The sequence below is a fragment of the Sphingomonas sp. RS2018 genome, assembly GCF_054489605.1.
Map to the genome: position 1 here is coordinate 266,079 of NZ_JBTMWL010000003.1, position 21,599 is coordinate 287,677.

Sequence of the window (21,599 nt, forward strand, 5' to 3'; positions counted from 1 at the left end):
CTATGCAATCTTGACCGCATCCGCAATCGGGGCCAGCAAGGCGATCATGACCGCAGCCGTAGCCGACAGCCTGATTCCCTATGACGAGATCGTGCAGGAGGCCCTGCGCGCCGTCGTCGGTCGCGTGCTGGGATCGATCGCAGGGACGCAGTCGCTCCCCGGCGAGCATCATTTCTACATCACCTTCCGCACGCAGGCGGCTGGGGTGGATATCCCCAAGCGGCTGGTCGAGCGGTTTCCGGACGAGATGACGATCGTCATCCAGCACCGGTTCTGGGACCTGAAGGTCGACGATCGCGGCTTTTCGGTCGGGCTGTCGTTCAATCAGGTGCCATCGATCCTGACGATCCCGTTCGCGGCGATTACCGGCTTCCACGACCCGGCCGTGAATTTCGAGCTGCGCTTCTCCGCCAGCGACGACGGCGACGTCGAACCGCACGAGCCCGCCGACAACGACGAGCCGGTCGCCAAGCCGGTCGAGGACGGGTCGAACGTCGTGGCGGTGGATTTCAAGCGGAAGAAGTGACGATCGACGTCGTCGCTGCGCCGGATGAGGCGATCCGCGATGCCATCCTCCGTCCGCTCGTCGCCCATAACGATGCGGCGGTGGGTCCGGCTGCGCGGCGGCAGGTGGCGATCGTGATGCGCGGTGACGACGGGACGATCGTCGGGGGCCTGTGGGGCATGATCGCCTATCGCTGGCTCTTCATCCAGTATCTGGCGCTCCCCGCCGAGATGCGAGGACAGGGAACGGGGCGCGACCTGATGGCCGCTGCGGAGGCCGAGGCGAGGCGTGACGGCTGCGTCGGCGTCTGGCCCGATACCTTCAGCTTCCAGGCGCAGGGTTTCTACGAAAAGCTCGGTTATAAGATCTTCGGTCGGCTCGACGATTATCCGCCCGGCGCGCATCGCATGTTCCTGTCGAAGCGGATCGCCTGACGCCGAAGGATGTTGAAGGCGCATGACCACCCGCACCGAAACCGATTCCATCGGACCCGTCGAGGTTCCTGCCGACGCCTATTGGGGCGCGCAGACGCAGCGTTCGATCGAGAACTTCCCCTTCGCCGCCAGCGAACGCATGCCGATCGGCATCGTCCATGCCCTCGCGCTGGTGAAGCAGGCGGCGGCGCGGGTGAACCGCGACGCGCTGGGGGCGGAGAAGGCCGACGCGATCGTCGCGGCCGCGGCGGAGGTCGTGTCCGGTGCGCTCGACGACCAGTTCCCGCTCGTCATCTGGCAGACGGGCAGCGGCACGCAGTCGAACATGAACGTCAACGAGGTGATCGCGGGACGCACCAACGAGGTGCTGGCCGGTACGCGCGGGGGCAAGGTGCCGGTCCATCCCAACGACGACGTCAATATGGGCCAGTCGTCCAACGACAGTTTCCCGACCGCGCTGCACGTGGCGGCGACGCTGGCCGTGCGCGATCGGCTGTTCCCCGCGCTCGACCGGTTGCAGTCGGCGTTGGCGGCGAAGGCGCAGGGTTGGGCCGGGATCGTCAAGATCGGTCGCACGCACCTGCAGGATGCGACGCCGCTGACGCTGGGGCAGGAGTTTTCCGGATACTCCAACCAGCTGTACCGGTGCCGGCGCCGGATCGAGCCGGCGGTGGAGCACGGTACGCAGCGGCTGGCGCAGGGCGGTACGGCGGTGGGGACCGGGCTGAACGCGCCGGAGGGGTTCGCCGGGAATTTCTGCGCGGCGCTGCGCGACATCACCGGGGTCGGCTTCATCCCGGCGGAGAATGCGTTCGAGGCACTGGCGTCGAACGATCCGCTGGTCCACCTGTCGGGGACGCTGAGCACGCTGGCGGTCGCGCTGACGAAGATCGCCAACGACATCCGCCTGCTCGGCTCCGGACCGCGATCGGGCATCGGCGAGCTGGTGCTGCCGGCCAACGAGCCGGGCAGCTCGATCATGCCGGGCAAGGTCAACCCGACGCAGTGCGAAATGCTGACGATGGTCGCGGCGCAGGTGATCGGCAACCACGCCGCGGTGACGGTGGGGGGTCTGCAAGGGCATCTGGAGCTGAACGTGTTCAAGCCGATGATCGGGGCGGCGGTGCTGCGGTCGATCGACCTGCTGGCGGTGGGCATGGAGAGCTTTGCCGAGCGCTGCGTCGACGGGCTGGAAGCGGACGAGCGGCGGATCGCCGAGCTGGTCGACCGGTCGCTGATGCTCGTCACCGCGCTGGCGCCCGAGATCGGGTACGACAATGCCGCGAAGATCGCCAAGCATGCGCATCAGCAGGGCCTGACGCTGAAGGAGGCGGGGCTTGCGCTGGGGCTGGTCGATGAAGCGACGTTCGACCGCGTGGTGCGCCCGGCCGACATGGTCTGAGGGAACCTCCGCCCCCCTGCCGCGCTATGCGGACGGACACGGCAGGAACGAACCCAATGTTGAGCACGGCAATAGGCGCGGCGATCGGCAGCGCGATCGACGGATCCGATGGCGACGATTCGACCATCGACGGCGCGATTGCCGGCGCGGCGACGGCGTTCGTCGTCCGCGCGCTGATACCAGTGGCGGTCACCTATGTGACCGGCTGGGCGGTGCTGAAGGGGCTCGAGATCGCCAAGGACAATATCTTCGGAAAGGGACGGCAATGATCGGCAGGATTATCGGAGCATTGGTCGGGCGCGAGATCGATCGCCGCGACGGTTCGGGCGGCGCCAAGGGCGCGCTGATCGGCATGGCGGCGGCGGGCGGACTGCGCCGGCTAGGGCCGCTCGGGCTGCTGCTGGGCGGCGGGTATGTCGCCAAGAAGGCGTACGACCGGCGCAAGGCGTCTAGGCGCCCGACTGCCACGCTCTGATCGTGTCGCTGGGTGACACCAGCATCAGAATGTTGAGCGTCAGATTGTCGCGGATCGCCCAGAGTGCCAAGGCCTCGAAGGCGACCGCGACGATCACCGTCACCCACCACGGGGCACGGCGGGCGAAGGCGAAGCCCAGCGCCATCCACGCGACGTCCGCCACCGAATTGACGATCGAATCGCCCGTGTAGCCGAGCGCGATCGTCGCTTCGCGGTAGCGGTCGATAATGATCGGCGAATTCTCCAGCACCTCCCACGCCGCCTCCAGCGCGACGGCGAGGATCAGGCGTTCGCCGGGTGGCCGCGAGCGCAGGATTAGCCAGCCGAGCAGGTAGAATGCGAAGCCGTGGATGATATGGCTGAGCGTATACCAGTCGGCGATGTGCTGGCTGTTCCCCGCATCCAGCGCGCCGTGCCACAGGGCGACATGGCCGCAGGTGCAGATCGGGTTGCGTCCGGCCCACCACAAGGCGGCGGCCTGAACCAGCAGGATGGCACCGACGATCAGCCAGTGGCGCGGGCGGATATCGGCGAGCGAGGGGGCGGGCATCGGCGCGATCCTTGCCGCTCGGGTCGTCGCCGTCAAACTCCGCGCCCGGTTGACCGCGTCGCCCGCCCGCGTCACTAGCGGCCATGCCCAGCCACCCAAACGACCCGCATGGCTTCAAGCGTCGCGGCCTGATGTTCGTCCTGTCCTCGCCATCGGGAGCGGGCAAGTCGACGATCGCCGGCAAGCTGATGGCGAGCGAGCCGGGTCTGGCGGTGTCCGTGTCCTATACCACCCGGCCGATGCGGCCCGGCGAGGTGGACGGGCGCGAATATCATTTCGTCGACCTCGACCGGTTCCGCGCGATGGTCGACGACAATGAATTCCTCGAATGGGCGCATGTCTTCGACCACCGCTATGGCACGCCCAAGAGCGATGTCTTCCACATGCTGGGCGAAGGCACCGACATATTGTTCGACATCGACTGGCAAGGCGCGCAGCAGCTGCACCAGCTGGCCGGTGGCGATGTCGTGCGCGTCTTCATCCTGCCGCCGTCGATGGTCGAGCTGCGTCAGCGGCTGGAGAAGCGCGGCACCGACAGCATGGACGTGATCGACGCCCGCATGTCCCGCGCGTCGAACGAGGTCAGCCACTGGGACGGCTATGACTATGTGCTGGTCAACGATGATGTCGAGCAGTGCTTCGCGCATGTGCGGACGATCCTGGCGGCGGAACGGCTGAAGCGGTCGCGGCAGACCGGGTTGATCGGGTTGATCCGGCGGTTGAACCGGTAGGGGGCTGCCGAGGGAGCGACCATTCCAGCACCGCTATCGCTCCAGCGATTTCAGGAACCGCACGCCCGCGTCGAAGTCCGCGCGGTGCGCGGCGGTGGTTTGGGCGGCGAGGTCGTCGTGGCCCCACATCTCGGCCTGCCAGTCCTCGTCGATGCGCGCCGCGGTCCAGGCGGTGTGCGCGTCGATCGCGCCTTCGGAAAGCGCCAGGCCCAGCAGCAGCGAGCCGGTGATGGTCACGACCGGCGACAGGCCGGCGAGCGCGAAGGCGTCACGGGCGGCGGTCGCCTCGGTCAGGCGTTCGAGCGTCGCGCGCGGCTGGGGCGTCGGCATCACGCCGGTGACGGTTTCGAAATGCACGTCGTAGCGGTGGCGCGCCCAGGCCAGCACCGGATCCCATGCGGCGGCCTGGCGCTCGACCAGCGGCGCGGGCTCCTCGGCGCGGTAATAGAGCAGGTCGCTGTCGGCATAGCGCGACAGGCCGGCGGCGAAGGTGCGCGCGTCGGGCGCCACCCGCTCGATCGCGGCGTTGGCGAGGCCGGTGAGCGGCATCGCGCGCGGATCGATATCGCCGTCGACCGCGCGCCATTCGTCGGCGATGGCCTCGACGAGCGTTGACGTCGGTACGACGAGTAGCGAGCGGCCGGGCGCGCGGACGGGGCGGCCGTCGAGCGCGATGCCGTGGCCGCCGTTCTGTGCGGTGACGGCGACGTCGGTCCAGAAGCGCTTCACCGGCTGCGCCACCGGTGCGCCAGCGCGCGCGGGATGACCGCCATCAGGTAGAGCGCCGACAGCACGATGGCGATGCCGAGCACCTTCGTCGGCCAGTCGTCGGCGCGGCCCAGCAGATAGAGGCCGAGGACCGCACCCGCCGTCGCGGCGAGGCGGGTGGCGACGATCGCGAACCAGCGGTTGCGGGCGGTGTTCTCGCTGCTCATGCCGCCGACATAGGGCGCGGGGGCACGAGGGCAAGCAGCGTCGCGGGCAGCGCTGCGGCATTGTCGATCACGGTCGCGGCACCGGCAACGTTGAGATCGTGCGGTGCGTGATAGCCCCAGTCGACGCCGACGCCCAGCGCCCCCGCCGCGACCGCCATCGCCATGTCGTAGCTGGTATCGCCGATGACGACGGTGCTCTCTGGCGTCGCGCCGGCTTCAGCGATCGCGGCGAGCGCCATCGCCGGATGCGGCTTCGACGGGTGGCGATCGGCGGTCTGGAGCGTGACGAAGCGGTCGGTCAGTCCGTGCGCGGCAAGGATGAGGGCGAGGCCGCGATCGGACTTTCCGGTGGCGACGCCGAGCCGCCAGCCGTCTGCTTGCAACGCGTCGATCGCGTCGGCGATGCCGGGATAGAGTGGCTCATGCGCGAAATCGGGCGTGCCGCGCATCGCGACGAACGCGTCCTTGTACCCTTGCGCCAGCACGGTGTGGAAGGCGGTGTCGGCGGCGGGATGGAGCACGGCCATCGCCTCGGTCAGGCTGAGCCCGACGATACGGTGGATGGCGGCGCGCGGTGGCGGCGGCAACCGGTGCGCGTCGAAGCAACGCTCCATCGCCAGACAGATGTTGGCGGCCGAATCGACGAGCGTGCCGTCGCAGTCGAACAGCGCGAGGCGGGTCATCGACGATCGCGAAGGCGTCGAAGGTTCCGGGAAACCGACCCATGTCGGAACTTTCGCCCGCGCCGGGGCGGTCGGGCTGATGCGATCATGGAGAGGCGCGGGGGCGACATGAGCGGCGCTATGCACGAGAGGCAGGGTGTAGGACAGATGCGTTTCGAAGTCCTGCGGGGGAGGGGGCCCCGGCTTCGCCGGGGAACGGGAGCGGATTTCGCAGAGGTCGGGTCAGCGGCAGGGACCGCCGTTCGACGAGTCGCGGTAGAGGATGGTCACGTCGCGGAAGACCTTGCCGGTGCCGGGCGGGCGCAGGTTGCCGTCGCTCGGTCAGGACAGCGCGAAGACGAGCGTGCGCGGGGCCGTCCAGACGATGGTGGTGGGCGCGGTGGCGCGCGCGTAGAGGATCGTGGCGTTATCGGTGGCGGGCAGGTCGCCGCGCGTCTGGTCCTGCGCGGTGGTGCCGGGGGTGGTCGGGACGGCGCGGCCGGTCGGCTCGATCGTGAGGACGGTGCGGCCGGGCACGTCGGACAGGAGTGGGGGCGCTGCGGCGCTTTCGCGCTTTTTCCGCATTTCCGTGGCGGAATGACGATCGTGACGACACGAAGGGCTGCGATCGGTGCGATCGGCGGTTACGTCTTGCGAAGCGACGTTGACGACGCGGGTTGCGACCGGAACCGGACTTTGCGGTTCGTTGCTCGTCACGGCGTAAGGGGTTTGTCGGCGCACCATTCGCGCATCAGCCGCGCGATCGCCGGCCGCCCGGCGGCTTCGCTGGCGTCTGCGGCGGACAGGCGGGCGGCGGCGGGCTTGTGCTGGGCGAGCTTGCGGGTGCCGCGCCACGCGGTGACGTGCAGGCGGAAGCCGACGATCGCCTTCAGCATCGCGTCGATCTTCGCGGGATCGACCTTGTCGCGGGTCCAGGCGGGCTTGGGCAGGCGGGCCTCGTTCTCGGCGGCGAGCTGGTCGATCTGGGCGAGAAGCTCGTCGCGGTCCATGCGGCGGACGTCGCCCTCAAGCTCGACCGCGACGTAGTTCCAGGTCGGCACCTGATCGCGGTCGAGGTTCATCCATTCCGGGCTGATGTAGCCGTCCGGCCCGAGCACCGCGAACAGCGCGGTGGCGCCATCCAGATGCGCGGCGAGCGCATTGCCGCGCGCGATGTGGAATCCGAGCGTGTCGTCGTCGAGCCAGACCGCCGGCACCTGTGCGACGCGGGGGCCTTCGGGCGTGGCGGCGAACAGCTGGCCGAAGGGGGTGTCGCGCACGAAGGCCCGGATGTCGGCGCGGTCCTGCCAGCGGAAGGCGGGGTTGGGGTGCATGGCTGCGGGTCTAGCGCGATGGGGCTGGGGAGAGAACGGGGTGGCGTCTCTGCGTCGTGCTCTCGCCTGCGCGTGAGCTGGCTTTCGAGGCCATTGTACCCCGGCGGAGGCCGGGGTCCAGATGCGGGCGATCTCCCGCATCTTCCTGGCTCACCGTGACTGGGCCCCGGCCTTCGCCGGGGAACGCGCAAACGCGGCTGGCCTTTGCGCGCGCAACCCTGGGCTCCCGCCTGCGCGGGAGCACGGGGGGTGCTAGGGTCGCCCGCGCCCACCCGGTTTTGGCGTGGTCGGTTTGCGGGTCGCCGGGCCGCGTGGAGCGGCTGGCTTGCGCGTTGCGGGCTTGCCCGAGGCGGCAGGCTTGCCCGGTCCGGCGGGGCCGCGTGCGCCCGCGGGCTTGCCCGGACCTGCCGGCTTGCGTGGCGACGCGGGCTTGCCGGGCGTGGCGGGTTTGCGGGTGCTGGTCGTCGCGCGGAAGGGCTTTTCGGGCTCGCCGCGCGCGCGGCGTTCGCCCTTGCGGTCCTTGCGGATCGTCTTCGCATGCTGCTTGGCGAACTGCTTCTGCTCGGCGCGGGTCGGGGGTGGGCCTTCGTCCTCCAGCGGGCGGTCGCCGAAGGACAGGTCGAAGCCCAGCGTCTTCATGCTGTCGGCGAAATGATCGGGCAGTTCGGCGGTCACGTCGACGCGGCCGCCGTCGGGGTGGTCGATGCGGATGCGGCGCGCGTGGAGGTGCATCTTGCGGCTGACCCCGCCGGTCAGGAACGCGTCGAGCCCGCCATATTTGCCGTCGCCGACGATCGGGTGGCCGATCGCCGCCATGTGGACGCGCAGCTGATGCGTGCGGCCGGTCAGCGGTTGCAGCTCGACCCAGGCGGCGCGGTTGCCGGCGCGTTCGAGCACGCGGTAGCGGCTGCGCGAGGGCTGGCCCTCATGCTCGCTGACATGCATCTTCTCGCCGCCGGTGCCGGGTTGCTTGGCGATCGGCAGGTCGACGAGGCCGTCGGCGATGTCGGGGACGCCCGCGACGATCGCCCAATAGACCTTGCGCGCGGTGCGGCCGGAAAAGCTCTTCGAGAAGAAGGCGGCGGCGCGCGACGTGCGGGCGACGAGCAGCGCGCCGGACGTATCCTTGTCGAGGCGGTGGACCAGCTTCGGGCGGCTGTCGAGATCGTATTCCAGCGCGTCGAGCAGGCCGTCGACATGCTCGACCGTCTTCGTGCCGCCCTGCGTGGCGAGGCCGGGGGGCTTGTTGAGCACGATCGCCTGCGCGTCGCGGTGGATGACCATCCCTTGCGCGAGCGCGACCTGATCCTCCGACAGCGGGACGCGCACGCGCTTGGGCTTCGCGGTCATGACGCGGGCGGGCTCGGGCTGCGGCATGGTCAGCCGCTGGCCGGCGGACAGGCGGTCGCCGGGATCGGCCTTCTTCCCGTCGATGCGCAGCTGGCCGGTGCGGGCCCAGCGCGAGACGATGTTGAAGCTGACGTCGCCCTGATGCCGCTTGAACCAGCGGTCCAGACGGATGCCGTCGTCGTCGGCGGCGACGACGAATTCGCGCGGCGGGGTCATGCGATGCTCCGGGCGGCGGTCATGCCGGCGAAGAGCGCGACGACCGAGCCGACCACCGAGACGAGGACGTAGCCGGCCGCGGTGCCGAGCGCGCCGCGATCGATCAGCGTAACGACGTCGAGCGAGAAGGCCGAGAAGGTGGTGAAACCGCCGAGCACGCCGACGCCCAGCAGCAGGCGGGCCGGCTCCCCCGCCATGTCGCGCGCGAGCAGGCCGACGAGCACGCCCATCAGCAGCCCGCCGATCAGGTTGACGCCGAGCGTCCCCCACGGATAGCCGGGGCCGAAGGTGGCGAGCGCCGTGCGGCCGAACAGGTGGCGCGCGCCGGACCCGATCGCGCCGCCGGCCATGACGATTAAGAGGTTGCCCATCGTGTGCCGGTAGCGGTTCTGTGCGGCGGAGGAAACAGACAAGCGTCGGCGTCTTATCTTGCCAAGACACCGGGTCCGACCCATATTGCCGCGATGCTGAATATCGTATCGATCCTCGTCGGCCTGACCTCGCTGCTGTTCGTGGTCCCGGGCTTCATTCCACTGCTGGGCGCGCTGAACTGGCTGGCGATACCGATCACGGTCGTCGGCGCGGTCATCGGCATGTTGTCGAGCAAGACGACGGGGCGCAACCTGAACCTGCTGCTGCTGCTGGTCGCGATCGTGCGGCTGTCGCTGGGCGGCGGGATCTTCTGAGCCGACTTTTTCTCCGTTCGTGCTGAGCTTGTCGAAGCACTGTATTTCTTCTTCGGGCGCCATCGCCTGCGGCACGAAGAAGGGCAGTGCTTCGACAAGCTCAGCACGAACGGGGGCGGGGGTGGGTTTCCGGATAAGAAAAAAGGCCCGGCGGTCATCCCGCCGGGCCTTTCGTCGTCTAGGCTATCCGCTTAGCGGCAGTTGACCTGACCGCGGTCGACCGAGCGGCCGAGCAGCGCGCCGCCACCGGCGCCGAGCAGCGTGCCGAGCAGGCTGGAATTGCCGTTGGTCAGCACGTTGCCGAGCAGGCCACCGGCGACGCCGCCGACGATCAGGCCGGTCGTCCCGTCGTTGCGACGGCAATAGTAGCGGCCGTCGTTGCCGCGATAGATGCGGTCGTTGCGGGTCAGGCGGCGCTGCTGGTAATTGCCTTCGCGATAATAGCGATCGGCGTAGTAGCGGTTCTGGCCATTCTCGAACCGGTTGTAGTCATAGTTGCGATACTGGCGCCAATCGCGGTTGCGATCACGGCGGGCGTCGCGGACCTCTTCACGATACTCGCGGCGGGCGTCACGGACGTCGCGGCGCGAATCGGCGTTGCGGACATCGCGACGATAGTCACGCTGTGCGTCCCGCACTTCCTCGCGATACTCGCGGTTCGGATTGTTCTGTGCCTGCGCCGGGATGGCCGTCGCGGTGGTGGCGACGAGAGCCGCCAGGATGATCGGGACACGCATGGACTTCCTCCTTGAAAGATGGGGGAAGAACGTGCGTCCCGATCACGAGGTTGCGTGAACCGAAAACTACGTTTCGTTCACGCAACAGACAGCGGTTGTCGTACCTTGCCCGGGTAGGCGAACAGCACGTCGCCGCCGGCTTCGACGGTGATTCGGGTGTCGCCCTGCACTGTCACGCACTGGCCGGCGGTGAAAGCGACGCCGTCCGCGTGGCCGCCGCCGGTGACCGGAATGATCCAGGCGGTGACGCCGTCGGGCAGGGTGGTCGCGACCTCGCCCGCGCTCCAGCGTTCCAGCACGAACTTCGGTCCCTCGACCAGGATCGTGCGGCCCTCGGCCACCTTCCCCGGTGCGGGCGGGGCGACGAAGGGGCGGGCGTCGGACACGGCGACGCCGTCGTCGAGATGCAGTTCGCGCGGGCGGCCATAGTCGTAGAGGCGATAGGTGGTTTCCGAATTCTGCTGCACCTCGATCACGGTGATGCCCGCGCCGATCGCGTGGACGGTGCCGGAGGCGGAGTAGAAGAAGTCGCCCGCCTTCACCGGCTTCCAGTCGACCTTGTCCTCGATCGACCCGTCGAGCGCGGCGGCGCGGAGTTCGTCCGCCGTCATCGGCTGATGCGTGCCGATCGCGATCGTCGAATCGGGTTCGGCGGCGAGGATCAGCCAGCATTCGTCCTTGCCGCGCGGCAGGCCGCGGGCGTGCGCCTGTTCGTCGTCGGGATGGACTTGGATCGAGAGCTTTTCCGAGGTGAAGAGATACTTGACCAGCAGGTCGGGCGCCGCGTCGCCGGGCGTCTGGAACCACACTTCGCCGATGGGGTCGGCGTCCGGCGCCGGATCGGGGAAGCCGGGCCACAGGTCGTGCCGGCCCCAGGGCTTCTCGACGCGGTGGGTGGCGAGCAGGGTCGCGGTCATCGTGGTTCTTTCCCCAAACTGAAGATGTGCAGTCGCACAACGTGTCGGCCCATATCGCGATCCCGTCGCACGCGTGAAGCCGCCCGGCACGGATAAGATCGGTCTGCCGAATAAGGATTGTGGCGTGTCCGGGAGGTGAGGTACAGGGACGCCCGATGCGTATCTCTGCCTTCCGCGGCCTCGCGCTGCCCTTCGCCATGCTTTCCGCCCTGACGATCACCGGTTGCGCCCGTGGGGGCGGGGCCGGGAAGGGCGATACGCCGTACGTCGCGCGCGATGTCGGCACGCTCTATACAGCCGCCAAGGACCGGCTGGACCGCGGCCAGTACAAGGAGGCGGCGGCGCTGTTCGACGAGGTCGAGCGCCAGCATCCCTATTCGATCTGGGCGCGGCGCGCGCAGCTGATGGGTGCGTTCAGCTATTACCTCGACACCAACTACACCCAGGCGATCCAGGGTGCGCAGCGCTTTCTGTCGGTGCATCCGGGTAACCGCGACGCGCCCTACGCCTATTATCTCGTCGCGCTCAGCTATTACGAGCAGATCAGCGATGTGACCCGCGACCAGAAGATCACGCAGCAGGCGCTGGATGCGCTGGGCGAGCTGCAGCGCCGCTATCCGACGACGCGCTATGCCGCCGATGCGCGGCTGAAGGTCGATCTGGTCCGCGACCATCTGGCCGGCAAGGAAATGGAGATCGGCCGCTTCTACGAACGCCGCGGCCAGTGGCTGGCGGCGTCGATGCGTTTCCGTCAGGTGATCGAGGATTACCAGACGACCACGCACACGCCCGAGGCGCTGATGCGGCTGACCGAGACCTATCTTGCGCTGGGCCTGCGCGAGGAAGCGAAGAAGTCGGCCGCGGTGCTGGGCGCCAACTATCCCGGCACCGAATGGTATGAGCGCGCGTACAAGCTGTCGAGCGAGAACCCCGTGCTGGCGGTGCAGGCGCAAGGGCCGCTGAAGGCGCAGACCGTGGCGCCACCGCAGATCAAGGCGGGCAAGACCCCCGAGGCGATCACCAACCCGACGATCGAGCCGGCCCCCGGCACGGTGCAGCCGGGACCGGTGCAGACCCAGCCGCTGCCGAGCCCCGCCGCCGCCGAAGCGCCGCCGCCGCCCACCCCCAGCAACTGATCGGGCGGGGCGCCGCACCGTGGCGGCCAAGCAGCGTGCGGACCAGCTGATCGTCGATCGCGGGCTGGCCGAGAGCCGCACCCGCGCGCAGGCGCTGGTGATGGCGGGCCTGGTTTTCGCGGGTGATCGCAAGATCGACAAGCCGGGGCAGATGATCGCGGCCGACACCGCGATCGACGTGCGCGGGCGCGACCATCCGTGGGTGTCGCGCGGCGGCATCAAGCTGGCGCACGGGCTCGACCATTTCGGCTGGGATGTGGCCGGTGCGGTCGCGATCGACGTGGGATCGTCGACCGGCGGCTTTACCGACGTGCTGCTGAGCAAGGGCGCGGTGCGCGTCTATGCGGTCGATTCGGGCACCAATCAGCTGGCGTGGAAGCTGCGGCAGGACGACCGCGTCGTCGTCCACGAACAGACCAGCGCGCGCATCCTGACCCCGGCGCATATTCCCGAACCCGTCGACCTGATCGTGTGCGACGCGAGCTTCATCGGTCTCGCCAAGGTGCTGGAAGTGCCGACCGGCTTCGCGCGGGCGGGCGCGCGGCTGATGGCGCTGGTGAAGCCGCAGTTCGAGGCGGGGCGCGACGAAGTCGGCAAGGGCGGCGTGGTGCGCGATCCCGCGGTGCATGCGCGGGTGTGCGACGAGGTCGCGGCATGGCTGACGGGCAAGGGCTGGCGGGTGGAGGGCGTCGTGCCGAGCCCGATCACGGGACCGGAAGGGAATGTGGAATTCCTGATCGCGGCGCATCTGGAGGCGTAAGCGGGCGCTCGGTTCGGGCTAGTCGTCCCGATCGGGGACGGCGTTGCAGCCTCTTTCAAGCGCCGATTCAAACTGGATAGCAACTCGTTTACAGAGCGTAACCGGGTCTATCTGGCTGTCCCCATCACGTCGGACATCTTCGACGGAACTTCAAAGGGGGGACCAATCATGAAGAATTCAAACGTTTACATCGCATCGGCGTTGCTACTGGCCAGCGTGGCCGCCCCGGCGAATGCGGTGGTCTTCAACATGTCGCGCAGTGTCGGTAAAGCCAGCGTCACCGGCACCATCACCACAGACGACACGACCGGCGTCCTTCAAACATCGAACATCACGGCGTTCGATCTCACGCTGGTGGATGCGCAAGGCACGCGAACGATTACCAGCACGGGAGACAGTCCGTTTATTTCGATTTTCGGTAGCGCGTTGACTGCAACAACGTCCGGACTGTTTTTCAATCTCAGCGCGACGGGAAACAACGGGTTCCTCCTCGTCAACCAGGGCCCTCAGGCTTTCTACTGCATTCAGACGGGAGCGTGCTTCGATTTTGACGGGGCAGGCGAAGGTGTCTCAACCAACTACTCCAGGGCCAACATAACCGTCGCGCGGCAGACCGGTATCGTCCAGATCGCTTCAGCTGCGACCGGCGCCGTGCCCGAGCCGGCGACATGGGCGATGATGCTGGTCGGCTTCGGCGGCATCGGTTTCGCGATGCGCCGCCAGACGGTGACGACGCGTATCCGCTTCGCCTGATCGGATCACCCCCCGGGTCGGGCTGAAGAAGCCGTCGGTCGAAGGGCCGGCGGCTTTTTCGCGGAGGTTTCCGCCGGCGCGGGTATCGCGGCTGGAGTTGGGACAGTTGCGCCCGCCATCTGCATTGTGCCGCGCAGCACGGCTCGTTAACACCATGCGACATCATCGGCGGAAAGGGCGTTCGTTTGGGTGAGATTGCGTCACGGGGGCAATTGCGGGCGTCGTTCCTGCGCTGGGCGGTCGTCACGGTGCCGCTGGTGCTGTTCCTGGGGTTTCTCTCGGGACGGCTGGTGCCGAGCGGTAGCGACAACGCCTGGTATGTCGCGCTGACCAAGCCCGAGCTGACGCCGCCCGGCTGGGTCTTTCCGGTCTCTTGGACGACGCTCTACATCCTGCTCGGCCTGTCGGTGGCGATGATCGCCGCGGCGCGGCGGGCGCGGGGGCGGCGGACGGCGATCACGTTGTTCGCGATCCAGTTCGCCTGCAACCTCGCCTGGACGCCGTTGTTCTTCGGCGCGCACCGGATCACGGCGGCGTTCGTGCTGATCCTTGTCATGCTCGCGCTGTCGATCCTGACGACCTTCGCGTTCGCCCGCATCCGCAGGACGGCGGCGTGGCTGCTGGTGCCCTATATGGTGTGGATCAGCTTCGCCGGCGTGCTGACCTACAGCATCGGCCAGCTGAACCCCGGCGCCGAAGGTCTTGCAGCAGAGGGTCCGACCACCCAGATTCAGCTCTGAGGAGTTCCCATGCAGACCGAAAACCGCATCTTCGACGATTTCGTCAAATTCGTGAACGGTGCCGCCGGCACGATGGCCGGGGCGACCCGCGAGGCGGGCGACAGCGTGCGCGAGCATGCCCGCAGCTTCATCGGCGGGCTGGACTTCGTCAGCCGCGAGGAGTTCGAGGCGGTGAAGGCGATGGCCGCCGCCGCGCGCGATGAGAACGAGGCGCTGAAGGCGCGGCTCGATGCGATCGAGGCGCGCGCCGGTGCTGCATCGGGCGCGCAGGCCGGGTCGGACGACAAGCCGGCGACCGGGCCGATCCCGACGCTCTGAACACGATTTGCAGTGGCGGCGCGCGCCACGGCAATCTTTTCCACAGCTTTTGCAGGCGGCGCATGGGGACCCCGTGCGTCGCCGCTTTTCATTCCTGCCGCCAGCGGGGATAAGGACATGATGCTCGACGAAACCGGAACCGACCGCGACGAGGCGGCGCCCATCGACATGTTGGAGCGCTATTACGCCGCGCATGGCTGGCACCACGAGCGCGACGACGACGAGATCGTCGCGAAGGTGAAGGGCAGCTGGACCGAATACGAGCTGCGCGCGATCTGGCGCGACGACGACAGCGTGTTGCAATTCCTCGCCTTTCCCGACGTTCGCGTCGCCGACGAACGCCGCGCCGCGATGTATGAAGCGATCGGGCTGGTGAACGAGCAGCTGTGGATCGGGCATTTCGAACTGTGGTCGTCGAGCGGCATCCTGCTGTACCGTCACGCCGCGATGATGGAGGGCGAGGACGGCCCGGCGCTCACGCTGGAGGGTGCGGAGACGATCGTCGAGAGCGCGATCGATGAGTGCGAGCGCTTCTATCCCGTGTTCCAGTTCGTGCTGTGGGGCGGCAAGACGCCGAAGGAAGCGATCGCCGCCGCGCTGATCGAGACGCAGGGCGAGGCATGAGCGACGCGCGGGCCATCTGGCTGGTGGGTGCCGGCAACATGGGCGGGGCGATGCTGTCGCGCTGGATTGCGCACGGCATCGATCCGGCGCGGATCACGGTGATCGATCCGGGAGCGCCAATGGTGCCGGCGGGCGTCGCGGTGGTCGCGTCGGTGCCGGAGGGACCGGCCGACGTCGTCGTGCTGGCGGTGAAGCCGCAGCAGCTGGATCAGGTCGCGCCCGCGCTGGCGGCGGCGCGGCCGCGGGTGCTGCTGTCGATCCTGGCGGGGGCGGAGGCGGCGACGCTGGCGGCGCGCGTGCCGGGGGCGGCGGTGGTGCGGGCGATGCCCAATCTGCCGGTGTCGATCGGGCAGGGCGTCGTCGCGCTGTACGGCGATGTCGATGCGGAGACGCGCGCGGTCGCCGACACGCTGATGGCGCCGCTCGGGCTGGTCGAGTGGATCGACGACGAGGCGCTGTTCCACGCGGTGATCGCGGTGTCAGGATCTGGGCCGGCGTTCGTGTTCCGCTTCATCGACGCGCTGGCGCAGGGTGCGGCGGACATGGGGATGGACCCGATGCAGGCGCGGCGGCTGGCGATCGCGACGCTGGGCGGCGCGGCGGCGTTAGCGGCGGCGTCCGACGTTTCGCCGGCGGTGCTCGCCGATCGGGTGGCGAGCAAGGGCGGGACCACCCGGGCGGGGCTGGACGTACTCGATGCAGGCGACGCGCTGCTGCGGCTGATCGCGGCGACGCAGGACGCGACGGCGAAGCGGAGTGCGGAAATGGCGGAAGAGGCGCGGTAATTTACCACCACCGTTCGTCCTGAGCTTGTCGAAGGACTGTCCGTCTTCGTGCCGCAGGGCGGGAGGTGAGGAAGAAACGGCAGGGCTTCGACAAGCTCAGCCCGAACGGGGGGTGGGGTTTTCCTCCCGAACGGGAGGCGCGCGCCTAACTCCCCAACCGCGCGACCCGCGCGCGTTCGCTGTCGGGGATCAGTCCCTCCAGCACTGCCCAGAAGCCGCCGACCGCGCCCTGTCCGGCGCTCGAGTACGCCGCCGCCAGCCGGGTGCAGAGGGCGGCGTAGAGCTGTCCCTCCAGCGCGCGGCCGGTGGTGGTGAGCGTCAGCAGCTTCTGGCGCCGGTCGCGGTCGCCCGGGCGGGTCTCGACCAGATCGCGCGCCTGCAGGTCGAGCAGCACGCGGCCCAGCGACTGTTTCGTGATCGCGAGCAGGCCGAGCAACTCGCCGACCGGCAGGCCGGGCCGCCGCGCGATGAAATAGAGTGCGCGGTGGTGTGCCCGGCCCAGCCCCTGTTCGGCGAGTCCCGCATCGATCGAGCGCGTCAGGTGGCTGTAGCCGAAGTACAGCAGCTCGATCCCGCGCCGGATCTCCGGCTCGGTCAGGAACAGCGGCGAGGCGGTGGTGGCGCCGCGCGCGGGGTCGGGGTTTGGGCCAGCCATGTTGACCTTTCATGGCACCGCTCCTACCCGCCGATCAACCCTTTCGCCCGCGATGGACCGTGCCCGATGACGCATTTCGCCTTCGAACCCAACCAGCGCCCGATCGATGTCGGCACGCGTGCCGGCCTGCTCGCCGATCCCGGTTTCGGGCGGGTTTTCACCGACCACATGGCGACGATCCGCTATTCGACCGACAAGGGCTGGCACGACGCGAAGATCACCGCCCGCGCGCCCTTGACGGTCGATCCGGCGACGGCGGTGCTGCATTATGCGCAGGAAATTTTCGAGGGGATGAAGGCTTATACGCTCGACGACGGCGGCATCGCGCTGTTCCGGGCGGACGAGAATGCGGCGCGCTTCCGCCGATCGGCGCAGCGCATGGCGATGGCTGAACTGCCCGAGGATCTGTTCGTCGAATCGTGCCGCCGGCTGGTGCTGACCGACCGCGACTGGATCCCGCAGGTCGACGGCGGCGCGCTGTACCTGCGCCCGTTCATGATCGCGAGCGAGGTGTTCCTGGGCGTGAAGCCGGCCAGCGAATATCTCTATTGCGTGCTGGCATCGTCGGTCGGTGCGTACTGGAAGGGCGGGGCGCGCCCGGTGTCGCTGTGGGTCAGCCACGACTATACGCGCGCGGCCCCCGGCGGCACGGGCGCGGCCAAGTGCGGCGGCAACTATGCCACCAGCCTGGTCGCACAGGCGGAGGCGGTGAAGCGCGGCCACGATCAGGTGCTGTTCCTCGACGCGGTCGAGCGGCGCTGGATCGAGGAACTGGGCGGCATGAACGTGATGTTCGTGATGGCCGACGGCAGCGTGGTGACGCCGCCGCTGACCGGCACGATCCTGCCCGGCATCACCCGCGCGTCGATCCTGCAGATGCTGCGCGACGAGGGGCTGACCGTGCGCGAGGAGCTCTATTCGATCGAGCAGCTGCGCGCAGACGCCGCGAGCGGCGATCTGGTCGAGGCCTTCGCCTGCGGCACCGCCGCGGTCGTCACCCCGATCGGTAAGGTCGCCGGCCCGGACTATGGGTTCGAGATCGGCGGCGGCGGCACCGGCCAGACGACCGCGCGCATCCTGCGCCAGCTGAGCGACCTGCAACGCGGCCGCGCGCCCGACCCGCACGGTTGGCTTCAGCGGATCGCTTGAAGGGGCTTCCAACCGGGCGGCGCGAGGGTATAAGCGCCGCTTCGCGTCCGTGCTGGGGCGTCGCCAAGTGGTAAGGCAGCGGCTTTTGATGCCGCCATTCGCAGGTTCGAACCCTGCCGCCCCAGCCAGACGTTTCGCGCATCGTTCCGCTGACCGTCGCCCGTTCGATCCTATTCCTTACGTTCGGGCTGAGTTTGTCGAAGTTCTGCACTTTCTGCGTGTACCAAACGCGGCGGGATGAAGAAGGGCAGTGCCTCGACAGGCTCAGCACGAACGGTGGAGGGGTCTGTTTCGATCAGCTAGGCCGCACCCATCACCGCTCCGGCGGCGTTATCCCTCCATGCAGAATGACGACGAACGACCCCTGAAGCACCGCGCGGTGCCGAGCGGGCGGCTGGCGCGGCTGGGGGGCTTCGGGCGGTTGGCCGGGGGCGTTGCGGGCGGGATGCTGGCGGAGGGGGCGCGGCGGCTGGCGAGTGGCGAGCGGCCGCGGATGAGCGACCTCGTGCTGACGCCGGGCAATGCCGCGCGGGTGACGGATCGCCTCTCGCACATGCGCGGGGCGGCGATGAAGCTGGGGCAGATGATCTCGATGGATGCGGGCGACATGCTGCCGCCCGAGCTGTCGTCGATCCTCGCGCGGTTGCGCGACCAGGCGTATCGGATGCCGCCCGCGCAGCTCGACACGGTGCTGCGGCAGGAATGGGGCGCGGACTGGCGGCGGCGGTTCCGGCATTTCGAGGCGTCGCCGGTGGCGGCCGCGTCGATCGGGCAGGTCCACCGCGCGACGCTGCCCGACGGACGCTTGCTGGCGATCAAGGTACAATATCCCGGCGTCGCGGAGAGCATCGATGCCGACGTCGACAATGTCGCGACGCTGCTGCGCCTGTCGGGCGTGCTGCCGCCGTCGATCGACCTGACGCCGCTGCTGACCGAGGCGAAGCGCCAGCTGGCCGAGGAAGCCGATTACGAGCGCGAGGGCGCGCAGCTGCGGGCGTATGGCGAGCGGCTGGCCGGCGATGCGCGTTATGTCGTGCCGGTGCTGGAAGACGCGCTGACGACGAAGCGCGTGCTGGCGATGAGCTTCGTCGAGGGGCGGCCGGTGGAGACGCTGGCCGACGCGCCGCAGGACGCGCGCGATGCGGCGATGACCGCGCTGATATCGCTGGTGCTGCGCGAGCTGTTCGACTTCGGCACGATGCAGACCGACCCGAATTTCGCGAACTATCGCTGGCAGCCGGGGACGGGCGCGCTGGTGTTGCTCGATTTCGGTGCCACCCGCGCGGTGCCGGAGGGCACGGCGGCGGCGTATCGGCGGCTGATCGCGGCGGGGCTGGCGCGGGATCGCGCGGGCATCCGCGCGGTGGCGGTGGAGACGGGGTTTCTGGGCGCGGCGGCGGCGGCGGCGCACGGGGCGGCGGTCGACCGGATCATCGCGGCGATCGACGATGCGCTCAACCGGGCGGGACCGTTCGACTTCGGCGACCGCGCCTTCGTGCCGGTGGTGCGCGAGGAGGCAAAGGCGATGATCGCCGACCGCGCGACATGGCATGTGCCGCAGGTCGAGACGCTGTTCGTGCAGCGCAAGGTGAGCGGCACCGCGCTGCTGGCGGCGCGGCTGAAGGCGCGGGTGGACGTGCGCGGGCTGGCGGCGGGGGCGGTGGATTGGTCACCCCGTTCGGGCTGAGCCTGTCGAAGCCCTGTCCTTTCTTCCTTGGGCGCGCCTTGTAGCATGAAGAAGGGCAGGGCTTCGACAAGCTCAGCCCGAACGGTGTGGGGGCGCTCAGCCCGGACGAATGGCGGTCAGTGCCGGCTTGCCCCGACCGCCCCGATGCCGGTTTCCGACCGCACGCGCTGTGCGAGATAGCCCGAGCGATCGACCGCGGCGCGGCCGCTGTGGTCGAGAACCGACACCAGCCAAATGGTGAAGAACGCCGCGGGCATCGAGAAGATCGCGGGCGACCCGTAGGGGAAGATCGGCGCGGCGTGGCCGAGCACCGTCACCCAGATCGCCGGCGACAGGATGGTGAGGCCGAGGGCGAGCAGGAGCCCGACCGTGCCGCCGACCAAGACGCCGCGGGTGGTGCAGCCCTTCCACAGCAAGGACAGCAGCAGCACGGGGAAGTTGGCCGAGGCGGCGAGCGCGAAGGCGAGGCTGACCATGAAGGCGACATTCTGCTTCTCGAACAGGATGCCCAGACCGATCGCGACGACGGCCAGCACGATGACGGTGATGCGCGACACCCGCAGTTCCGCCGCCTGATCGACCCGCCCGCGCCGGAAGACGCTGGCGTAGAGATCGTGGCTGACCGCCGATGCGCCCGAGAGGGTGAGGCCGGCGACGACCGCGAGGATGGTCGCGAAGGCGACCGCAGAGACGAAGCCGAGGAACAGGTCCCCGCCCACCGCGTGCGCCAGATGCACCGCCGCCATGTTGCCGCCGCCGCGAAGCGCGCCGGTCGGGTCGAGATAGCCCGGCTCGGTTCCAACGAGCACGATCGCGCCGAAGCCGATGATGAAGGTGAGCAGGTAAAAATACCCGATCCAACCCGTCGCCCACAAAACCGACGTCCGCGCCGCCTTTGCGTTGGGCACGGTGAAGAAGCGCATCAGGATGTGCGGCAGGCCGGCGGTGCCGAACATCAGCGCGAGGCCGAGCGAGATGGCGGAGACGGGGTCCTTGATGAAGCCGCCGGGACTCATGATCGAGCGGCCCGCGTCGGCGGCTGCGGCGGGCGCTGCGCCCTTGGCGATGGCGAGATCGGTCTTCGCCTGTATGGCGCGGGCGAAGAGCGCTTCGGGCGAGAAGCCGAACTTCCACAGCACCGCCGCCGCCATGAAGCTGGCCGCGCCGAGCAGCAGCACCGCCTTCACGATCTGCACCCACGTCGTTGCCAGCATGCCGCCGAACAGGACGTAGAGCGTCATCATCACGCCGACGATGCCGACCGCATAGGGGTAGGGCAGGCCGAACAGCAGGCGGATGAGCTGACCCGCGCCGACCATCTGCGCGATCAGGTAGAAGAGGACGACCATCAGCGTGGATACGGCGGCGAGGCTGCGCACCGGCGTCTGCGCGAAGCGGAACGAGGCGACGTCGGCGAAGGTGTAGCGGCCGAGGTTGCGGAGCCGCTCCGCCATCAGGAACAGCACGATCGGCCAGCCGACGAGGAAGCCGATCGAGTAGATCAGCCCGTCATAGCCGTCCGCGAAGATCTGCGCCGAGATGCCCAGGAAGGAGGCGGCCGACATGAAGTCGCCCGCGATGGCGAGGCCGTTCTGGAAGCCGGTGATGCCGCCCCCCGCCGCGTAGAAATCGTCCGCGGTGCGCGTCCGTCGTGCCGCCCAGCGCGTGATGCCGAGCGTGAAGAGCACGAAGGCGGCGAACATCAGCAGCGATGAGGTCGCGGTGCCGCCGCTCATGCGTGCGGTTCCGACACGATGGCGGCGACGGCGCCGTCGAATTCGCGGTTGGCGCGATAGACGTAGAAGCCGGTCGACAGGATCGCGATGGCGATGACGCCCAGGCCGATCGGGATGCCGAGCGTGGTCGCGCCGCCCGACAGCGAGCGGCCGAGCAGCGTCTTGTCGAAGGCAACGAGCAGGATGAAGCCGAGATAGGCGACCATCACGATCGCGGTCAGCGTGACGCCCAGCCGCCCGCGTCGGCGCACGAGCCGCCGATAGCGCGGGTCATCGCCCAGGCGTTCCAATGCCGCGTCGTCCATACAGCCTCCCCTCAATG

29 protein-coding genes and 1 tRNA gene are annotated in these 21,599 nt (G+C 68.8%); 17 read left to right on the forward strand and 13 right to left on the reverse strand.

Translation table 11 applies throughout. The features are described from left to right. Positions 1-46: 46 nt before the first annotated feature. The 5 genes from ACX40P_RS10590 to ACX40P_RS10610 are packed head-to-tail and all read left to right on the forward strand — an operon-like array spanning position 47 to position 2,816. Entirely contained in the window at positions 47-526 is a 480-nt protein-coding gene (locus ACX40P_RS10590) for an SspB family protein (RefSeq protein WP_459126306.1), read from the forward strand. Next, positions 523-939, forward strand: a complete 417-nt coding sequence (locus ACX40P_RS10595) for a GNAT family N-acetyltransferase (RefSeq protein ID WP_459126307.1) — start codon at positions 523-525, stop codon at positions 937-939. The genes ACX40P_RS10590 and ACX40P_RS10595 overlap by 4 nt, the downstream gene beginning before the upstream one ends. 22 nt (positions 940-961) lie before the next feature. Further along, on the forward strand, positions 962-2,341 hold the full coding sequence (fumC, locus tag ACX40P_RS10600; protein WP_459126308.1) for a class II fumarate hydratase: 1,380 nt from the start codon (positions 962-964) through the stop codon (positions 2,339-2,341). Positions 2,342-2,397: 56 nt separating this feature from the next. Continuing rightward, positions 2,398-2,610, forward strand: coding sequence for a hypothetical protein (locus tag ACX40P_RS10605; protein WP_459126309.1), 213 nt, complete (start codon positions 2,398-2,400; stop codon positions 2,608-2,610). After that, positions 2,607-2,816: a hypothetical protein gene (locus ACX40P_RS10610; protein WP_459126310.1), complete on the forward strand. Its 210-nt coding sequence runs from the start codon at positions 2,607-2,609 to the stop codon at positions 2,814-2,816. The genes ACX40P_RS10605 and ACX40P_RS10610 overlap by 4 nt, the downstream gene beginning before the upstream one ends. Here the strand turns inward: ACX40P_RS10610 and ACX40P_RS10615 are convergent. Then, on the reverse strand, positions 2,791-3,366 hold the full coding sequence (locus ACX40P_RS10615; protein ID WP_459126311.1) for a DUF2585 domain-containing protein: 576 nt from the start codon (positions 3,364-3,366) through the stop codon (positions 2,791-2,793). The genes ACX40P_RS10610 and ACX40P_RS10615 overlap by 26 nt on opposite strands. A gap of 83 nt (positions 3,367-3,449) precedes the next feature. Between ACX40P_RS10615 and gmk the strand changes: the two genes are divergently transcribed. Then, positions 3,450-4,097, forward strand: coding sequence for a guanylate kinase (gene gmk, locus ACX40P_RS10620; RefSeq protein WP_459126312.1), 648 nt, complete (start codon positions 3,450-3,452; stop codon positions 4,095-4,097). A 33-nt stretch (positions 4,098-4,130) separates the two neighbouring features. On the opposite strand, the gene ACX40P_RS10625 is transcribed toward gmk, so the two are convergent. The 7 genes from ACX40P_RS10625 to crcB form a co-directional block, all read right to left on the reverse strand. Continuing rightward, positions 4,131-4,826, reverse strand: a complete 696-nt coding sequence (locus ACX40P_RS10625) for an ATP12 family chaperone protein (RefSeq protein ID WP_459126313.1) — start codon at positions 4,824-4,826, stop codon at positions 4,131-4,133. Beyond that, on the reverse strand, positions 4,823-5,032 hold the full coding sequence (locus ACX40P_RS10630) for a hypothetical protein (protein ID WP_459126314.1): 210 nt from the start codon (positions 5,030-5,032) through the stop codon (positions 4,823-4,825). Before ACX40P_RS10630 ends, ACX40P_RS10625 begins: the two co-directional genes overlap by 4 nt. Next, positions 5,029-5,715: an HAD-IA family hydrolase gene (locus tag ACX40P_RS10635; RefSeq protein ID WP_459126315.1), complete on the reverse strand. Its 687-nt coding sequence runs from the start codon at positions 5,713-5,715 to the stop codon at positions 5,029-5,031. The genes ACX40P_RS10630 and ACX40P_RS10635 overlap by 4 nt, the downstream gene beginning before the upstream one ends. Positions 5,716-6,036: 321 nt before the next feature. Further along, on the reverse strand, positions 6,037-6,279 hold the full coding sequence (locus tag ACX40P_RS10640; protein WP_459126316.1) for a hypothetical protein: 243 nt from the start codon (positions 6,277-6,279) through the stop codon (positions 6,037-6,039). A gap of 128 nt (positions 6,280-6,407) precedes the next feature. Beyond that, positions 6,408-7,028 carry an FMN-binding negative transcriptional regulator gene (locus ACX40P_RS10645; protein WP_459126317.1) on the reverse strand — a complete coding sequence of 207 codons (621 nt, stop codon included), beginning with the start codon at positions 7,026-7,028 and terminating at the stop codon, positions 6,408-6,410. A 252-nt stretch (positions 7,029-7,280) separates the two neighbouring features. After that, entirely contained in the window at positions 7,281-8,594 is a 1,314-nt protein-coding gene (locus ACX40P_RS10650; RefSeq protein WP_459126318.1) for an RluA family pseudouridine synthase, read from the reverse strand. Continuing rightward, positions 8,591-8,965, reverse strand: coding sequence for a fluoride efflux transporter CrcB (gene crcB, locus ACX40P_RS10655; protein ID WP_459126651.1), 375 nt, complete (start codon positions 8,963-8,965; stop codon positions 8,591-8,593). Before crcB ends, ACX40P_RS10650 begins: the two co-directional genes overlap by 4 nt. A 93-nt stretch (positions 8,966-9,058) precedes the next feature. Between crcB and ACX40P_RS10660 the strand changes: the two genes are divergently transcribed. Beyond that, on the forward strand, positions 9,059-9,280 hold the full coding sequence (locus tag ACX40P_RS10660) for a hypothetical protein (RefSeq protein ID WP_459126319.1): 222 nt from the start codon (positions 9,059-9,061) through the stop codon (positions 9,278-9,280). A gap of 191 nt (positions 9,281-9,471) precedes the next feature. On the opposite strand, the gene ACX40P_RS10665 is transcribed toward ACX40P_RS10660, so the two are convergent. Continuing rightward, the gene (locus ACX40P_RS10665) at positions 9,472-10,017 is read right to left on the reverse strand and encodes a glycine zipper 2TM domain-containing protein (protein WP_459126320.1); all 546 of its coding nucleotides are present in this window, start codon (positions 10,015-10,017) and stop codon (positions 9,472-9,474) included. Between the two features lie 77 nt (positions 10,018-10,094). Beyond that, positions 10,095-10,934 carry a class I mannose-6-phosphate isomerase gene (locus ACX40P_RS10670; RefSeq protein WP_459126321.1) on the reverse strand — a complete coding sequence of 280 codons (840 nt, stop codon included), beginning with the start codon at positions 10,932-10,934 and terminating at the stop codon, positions 10,095-10,097. 155 nt (positions 10,935-11,089) lie between these two features. Here ACX40P_RS10670 and ACX40P_RS10675 point away from each other — a divergent pair, with 155 nt between their 5' ends. The 7 genes from ACX40P_RS10675 to ACX40P_RS10705 all read left to right on the forward strand — a co-directional run bounded on the left by ACX40P_RS10675 (position 11,090) and on the right by ACX40P_RS10705 (position 16,050). Further along, positions 11,090-12,070 (forward strand): outer membrane protein assembly factor BamD, encoded by a 981-nt coding sequence (locus ACX40P_RS10675; protein ID WP_459126322.1) that lies wholly within the window; start codon positions 11,090-11,092, stop codon positions 12,068-12,070. Positions 12,071-12,089: 19 nt separating this feature from the next. Beyond that, on the forward strand, positions 12,090-12,830 hold the full coding sequence (locus ACX40P_RS10680; protein ID WP_459126323.1) for a TlyA family RNA methyltransferase: 741 nt from the start codon (positions 12,090-12,092) through the stop codon (positions 12,828-12,830). Positions 12,831-12,998: 168 nt separating this feature from the next. Next, positions 12,999-13,583: a PEPxxWA-CTERM sorting domain-containing protein gene (locus tag ACX40P_RS10685; protein WP_459126324.1), complete on the forward strand. Its 585-nt coding sequence runs from the start codon at positions 12,999-13,001 to the stop codon at positions 13,581-13,583. Between the two features lie 185 nt (positions 13,584-13,768). Beyond that, complete coding sequence (locus ACX40P_RS10690; RefSeq protein ID WP_459126325.1) at positions 13,769-14,323, forward strand: TspO/MBR family protein; 555 nt, start codon at positions 13,769-13,771, stop codon at positions 14,321-14,323. A 9-nt stretch (positions 14,324-14,332) separates the two neighbouring features. Continuing rightward, positions 14,333-14,641, forward strand: coding sequence for an accessory factor UbiK family protein (locus ACX40P_RS10695; RefSeq protein ID WP_459126326.1), 309 nt, complete (start codon positions 14,333-14,335; stop codon positions 14,639-14,641). Positions 14,642-14,758: 117 nt separating this feature from the next. Next, positions 14,759-15,265: a type III secretion system chaperone family protein gene (locus ACX40P_RS10700; RefSeq protein ID WP_459126327.1), complete on the forward strand. Its 507-nt coding sequence runs from the start codon at positions 14,759-14,761 to the stop codon at positions 15,263-15,265. After that, on the forward strand, positions 15,262-16,050 hold the full coding sequence (locus tag ACX40P_RS10705) for a pyrroline-5-carboxylate reductase family protein (RefSeq protein WP_459126328.1): 789 nt from the start codon (positions 15,262-15,264) through the stop codon (positions 16,048-16,050). The genes ACX40P_RS10700 and ACX40P_RS10705 overlap by 4 nt, the downstream gene beginning before the upstream one ends. Positions 16,051-16,195: 145 nt before the next feature. Here ACX40P_RS10705 and ACX40P_RS10710 read toward each other — a convergent pair whose 3' ends face one another. Continuing rightward, complete coding sequence (locus tag ACX40P_RS10710; protein ID WP_459126329.1) at positions 16,196-16,705, reverse strand: MarR family winged helix-turn-helix transcriptional regulator; 510 nt, start codon at positions 16,703-16,705, stop codon at positions 16,196-16,198. Between the two features lie 66 nt (positions 16,706-16,771). On the opposite strand from ACX40P_RS10710, the gene ACX40P_RS10715 reads away from it, so the two are divergent. The 3 genes from ACX40P_RS10715 (at position 16,772) to ACX40P_RS10725 (ending at position 19,541) form a co-directional block, all read left to right on the forward strand. Beyond that, a complete protein-coding gene (locus ACX40P_RS10715; protein WP_459126330.1) occupies positions 16,772-17,854 on the forward strand; it encodes a branched-chain amino acid aminotransferase in 1,083 nt (360 codons plus the stop codon). A gap of 53 nt (positions 17,855-17,907) precedes the next feature. Next, positions 17,908-17,982 (forward strand) — tRNA-Gln (locus ACX40P_RS10720). A 212-nt stretch (positions 17,983-18,194) separates the two neighbouring features. After that, positions 18,195-19,541, forward strand: a complete 1,347-nt coding sequence (locus ACX40P_RS10725) for an ABC1 kinase family protein (RefSeq protein WP_459126331.1) — start codon at positions 18,195-18,197, stop codon at positions 19,539-19,541. Positions 19,542-19,657: 116 nt separating this feature from the next. On the opposite strand, the gene ACX40P_RS10730 is transcribed toward ACX40P_RS10725, so the two are convergent. Further along, on the reverse strand, positions 19,658-21,277 hold the full coding sequence (locus ACX40P_RS10730) for a cation acetate symporter (protein ID WP_459126332.1): 1,620 nt from the start codon (positions 21,275-21,277) through the stop codon (positions 19,658-19,660). Then, the gene (locus ACX40P_RS10735; protein WP_459126333.1) at positions 21,274-21,582 is read right to left on the reverse strand and encodes a DUF485 domain-containing protein; all 309 of its coding nucleotides are present in this window, start codon (positions 21,580-21,582) and stop codon (positions 21,274-21,276) included. The genes ACX40P_RS10730 and ACX40P_RS10735 overlap by 4 nt, the downstream gene beginning before the upstream one ends. Positions 21,583-21,599: the final 17 nt, after the last annotated feature.

What these genes read in the sequence shown, in the direction of transcription:
- ACX40P_RS10590 (WP_459126306.1), top strand. Translation starts at nt 47, where the DNA reads ATGACCGCAGCCGTAGCCGACAGCCTGATTCCCTATGACGAGATCGTG.
- fumC (WP_459126308.1), top strand. Translation starts at nt 962, where the DNA reads ATGACCACCCGCACCGAAACCGATTCCATCGGACCCGTCGAGGTTCCT.
- ACX40P_RS10605 (WP_459126309.1), top strand. Translation starts at nt 2,398, where the DNA reads ATGTTGAGCACGGCAATAGGCGCGGCGATCGGCAGCGCGATCGACGGA.
- ACX40P_RS10610 (WP_459126310.1), top strand. Translation starts at nt 2,607, where the DNA reads ATGATCGGCAGGATTATCGGAGCATTGGTCGGGCGCGAGATCGATCGC.
- ACX40P_RS10615 (WP_459126311.1), bottom strand. Translation starts at nt 3,366, where the DNA reads ATGCCCGCCCCCTCGCTCGCCGATATCCGCCCGCGCCACTGGCTGATC.
- gmk (WP_459126312.1), top strand. Translation starts at nt 3,450, where the DNA reads ATGCCCAGCCACCCAAACGACCCGCATGGCTTCAAGCGTCGCGGCCTG.
- ACX40P_RS10630 (WP_459126314.1), bottom strand. Translation starts at nt 5,032, where the DNA reads ATGAGCAGCGAGAACACCGCCCGCAACCGCTGGTTCGCGATCGTCGCC.
- ACX40P_RS10635 (WP_459126315.1), bottom strand. Translation starts at nt 5,715, where the DNA reads ATGACCCGCCTCGCGCTGTTCGACTGCGACGGCACGCTCGTCGATTCG.
- ACX40P_RS10640 (WP_459126316.1), bottom strand. Translation starts at nt 6,279, where the DNA reads ATGCGGAAAAAGCGCGAAAGCGCCGCAGCGCCCCCACTCCTGTCCGAC.
- ACX40P_RS10645 (WP_459126317.1), bottom strand. Translation starts at nt 7,028, where the DNA reads ATGCACCCCAACCCCGCCTTCCGCTGGCAGGACCGCGCCGACATCCGG.
- ACX40P_RS10650 (WP_459126318.1), bottom strand. Translation starts at nt 8,594, where the DNA reads ATGACCCCGCCGCGCGAATTCGTCGTCGCCGCCGACGACGACGGCATC.
- crcB (WP_459126651.1), bottom strand. Translation starts at nt 8,965, where the DNA reads ATGGGCAACCTCTTAATCGTCATGGCCGGCGGCGCGATCGGGTCCGGC.
- ACX40P_RS10660 (WP_459126319.1), top strand. Translation starts at nt 9,059, where the DNA reads ATGCTGAATATCGTATCGATCCTCGTCGGCCTGACCTCGCTGCTGTTC.
- ACX40P_RS10665 (WP_459126320.1), bottom strand. Translation starts at nt 10,017, where the DNA reads ATGCGTGTCCCGATCATCCTGGCGGCTCTCGTCGCCACCACCGCGACG.
- ACX40P_RS10670 (WP_459126321.1), bottom strand. Translation starts at nt 10,934, where the DNA reads ATGACCGCGACCCTGCTCGCCACCCACCGCGTCGAGAAGCCCTGGGGC.
- ACX40P_RS10675 (WP_459126322.1), top strand. Translation starts at nt 11,090, where the DNA reads ATGCGTATCTCTGCCTTCCGCGGCCTCGCGCTGCCCTTCGCCATGCTT.
- ACX40P_RS10685 (WP_459126324.1), top strand. Translation starts at nt 12,999, where the DNA reads ATGAAGAATTCAAACGTTTACATCGCATCGGCGTTGCTACTGGCCAGC.
- ACX40P_RS10695 (WP_459126326.1), top strand. Translation starts at nt 14,333, where the DNA reads ATGCAGACCGAAAACCGCATCTTCGACGATTTCGTCAAATTCGTGAAC.
- ACX40P_RS10700 (WP_459126327.1), top strand. Translation starts at nt 14,759, where the DNA reads ATGATGCTCGACGAAACCGGAACCGACCGCGACGAGGCGGCGCCCATC.
- ACX40P_RS10705 (WP_459126328.1), top strand. Translation starts at nt 15,262, where the DNA reads ATGAGCGACGCGCGGGCCATCTGGCTGGTGGGTGCCGGCAACATGGGC.
- ACX40P_RS10710 (WP_459126329.1), bottom strand. Translation starts at nt 16,705, where the DNA reads ATGGCTGGCCCAAACCCCGACCCCGCGCGCGGCGCCACCACCGCCTCG.
- ACX40P_RS10715 (WP_459126330.1), top strand. Translation starts at nt 16,772, where the DNA reads ATGACGCATTTCGCCTTCGAACCCAACCAGCGCCCGATCGATGTCGGC.
- ACX40P_RS10725 (WP_459126331.1), top strand. Translation starts at nt 18,195, where the DNA reads ATGCAGAATGACGACGAACGACCCCTGAAGCACCGCGCGGTGCCGAGC.
- ACX40P_RS10730 (WP_459126332.1), bottom strand. Translation starts at nt 21,277, where the DNA reads ATGAGCGGCGGCACCGCGACCTCATCGCTGCTGATGTTCGCCGCCTTC.
- ACX40P_RS10735 (WP_459126333.1), bottom strand. Translation starts at nt 21,582, where the DNA reads ATGGACGACGCGGCATTGGAACGCCTGGGCGATGACCCGCGCTATCGG.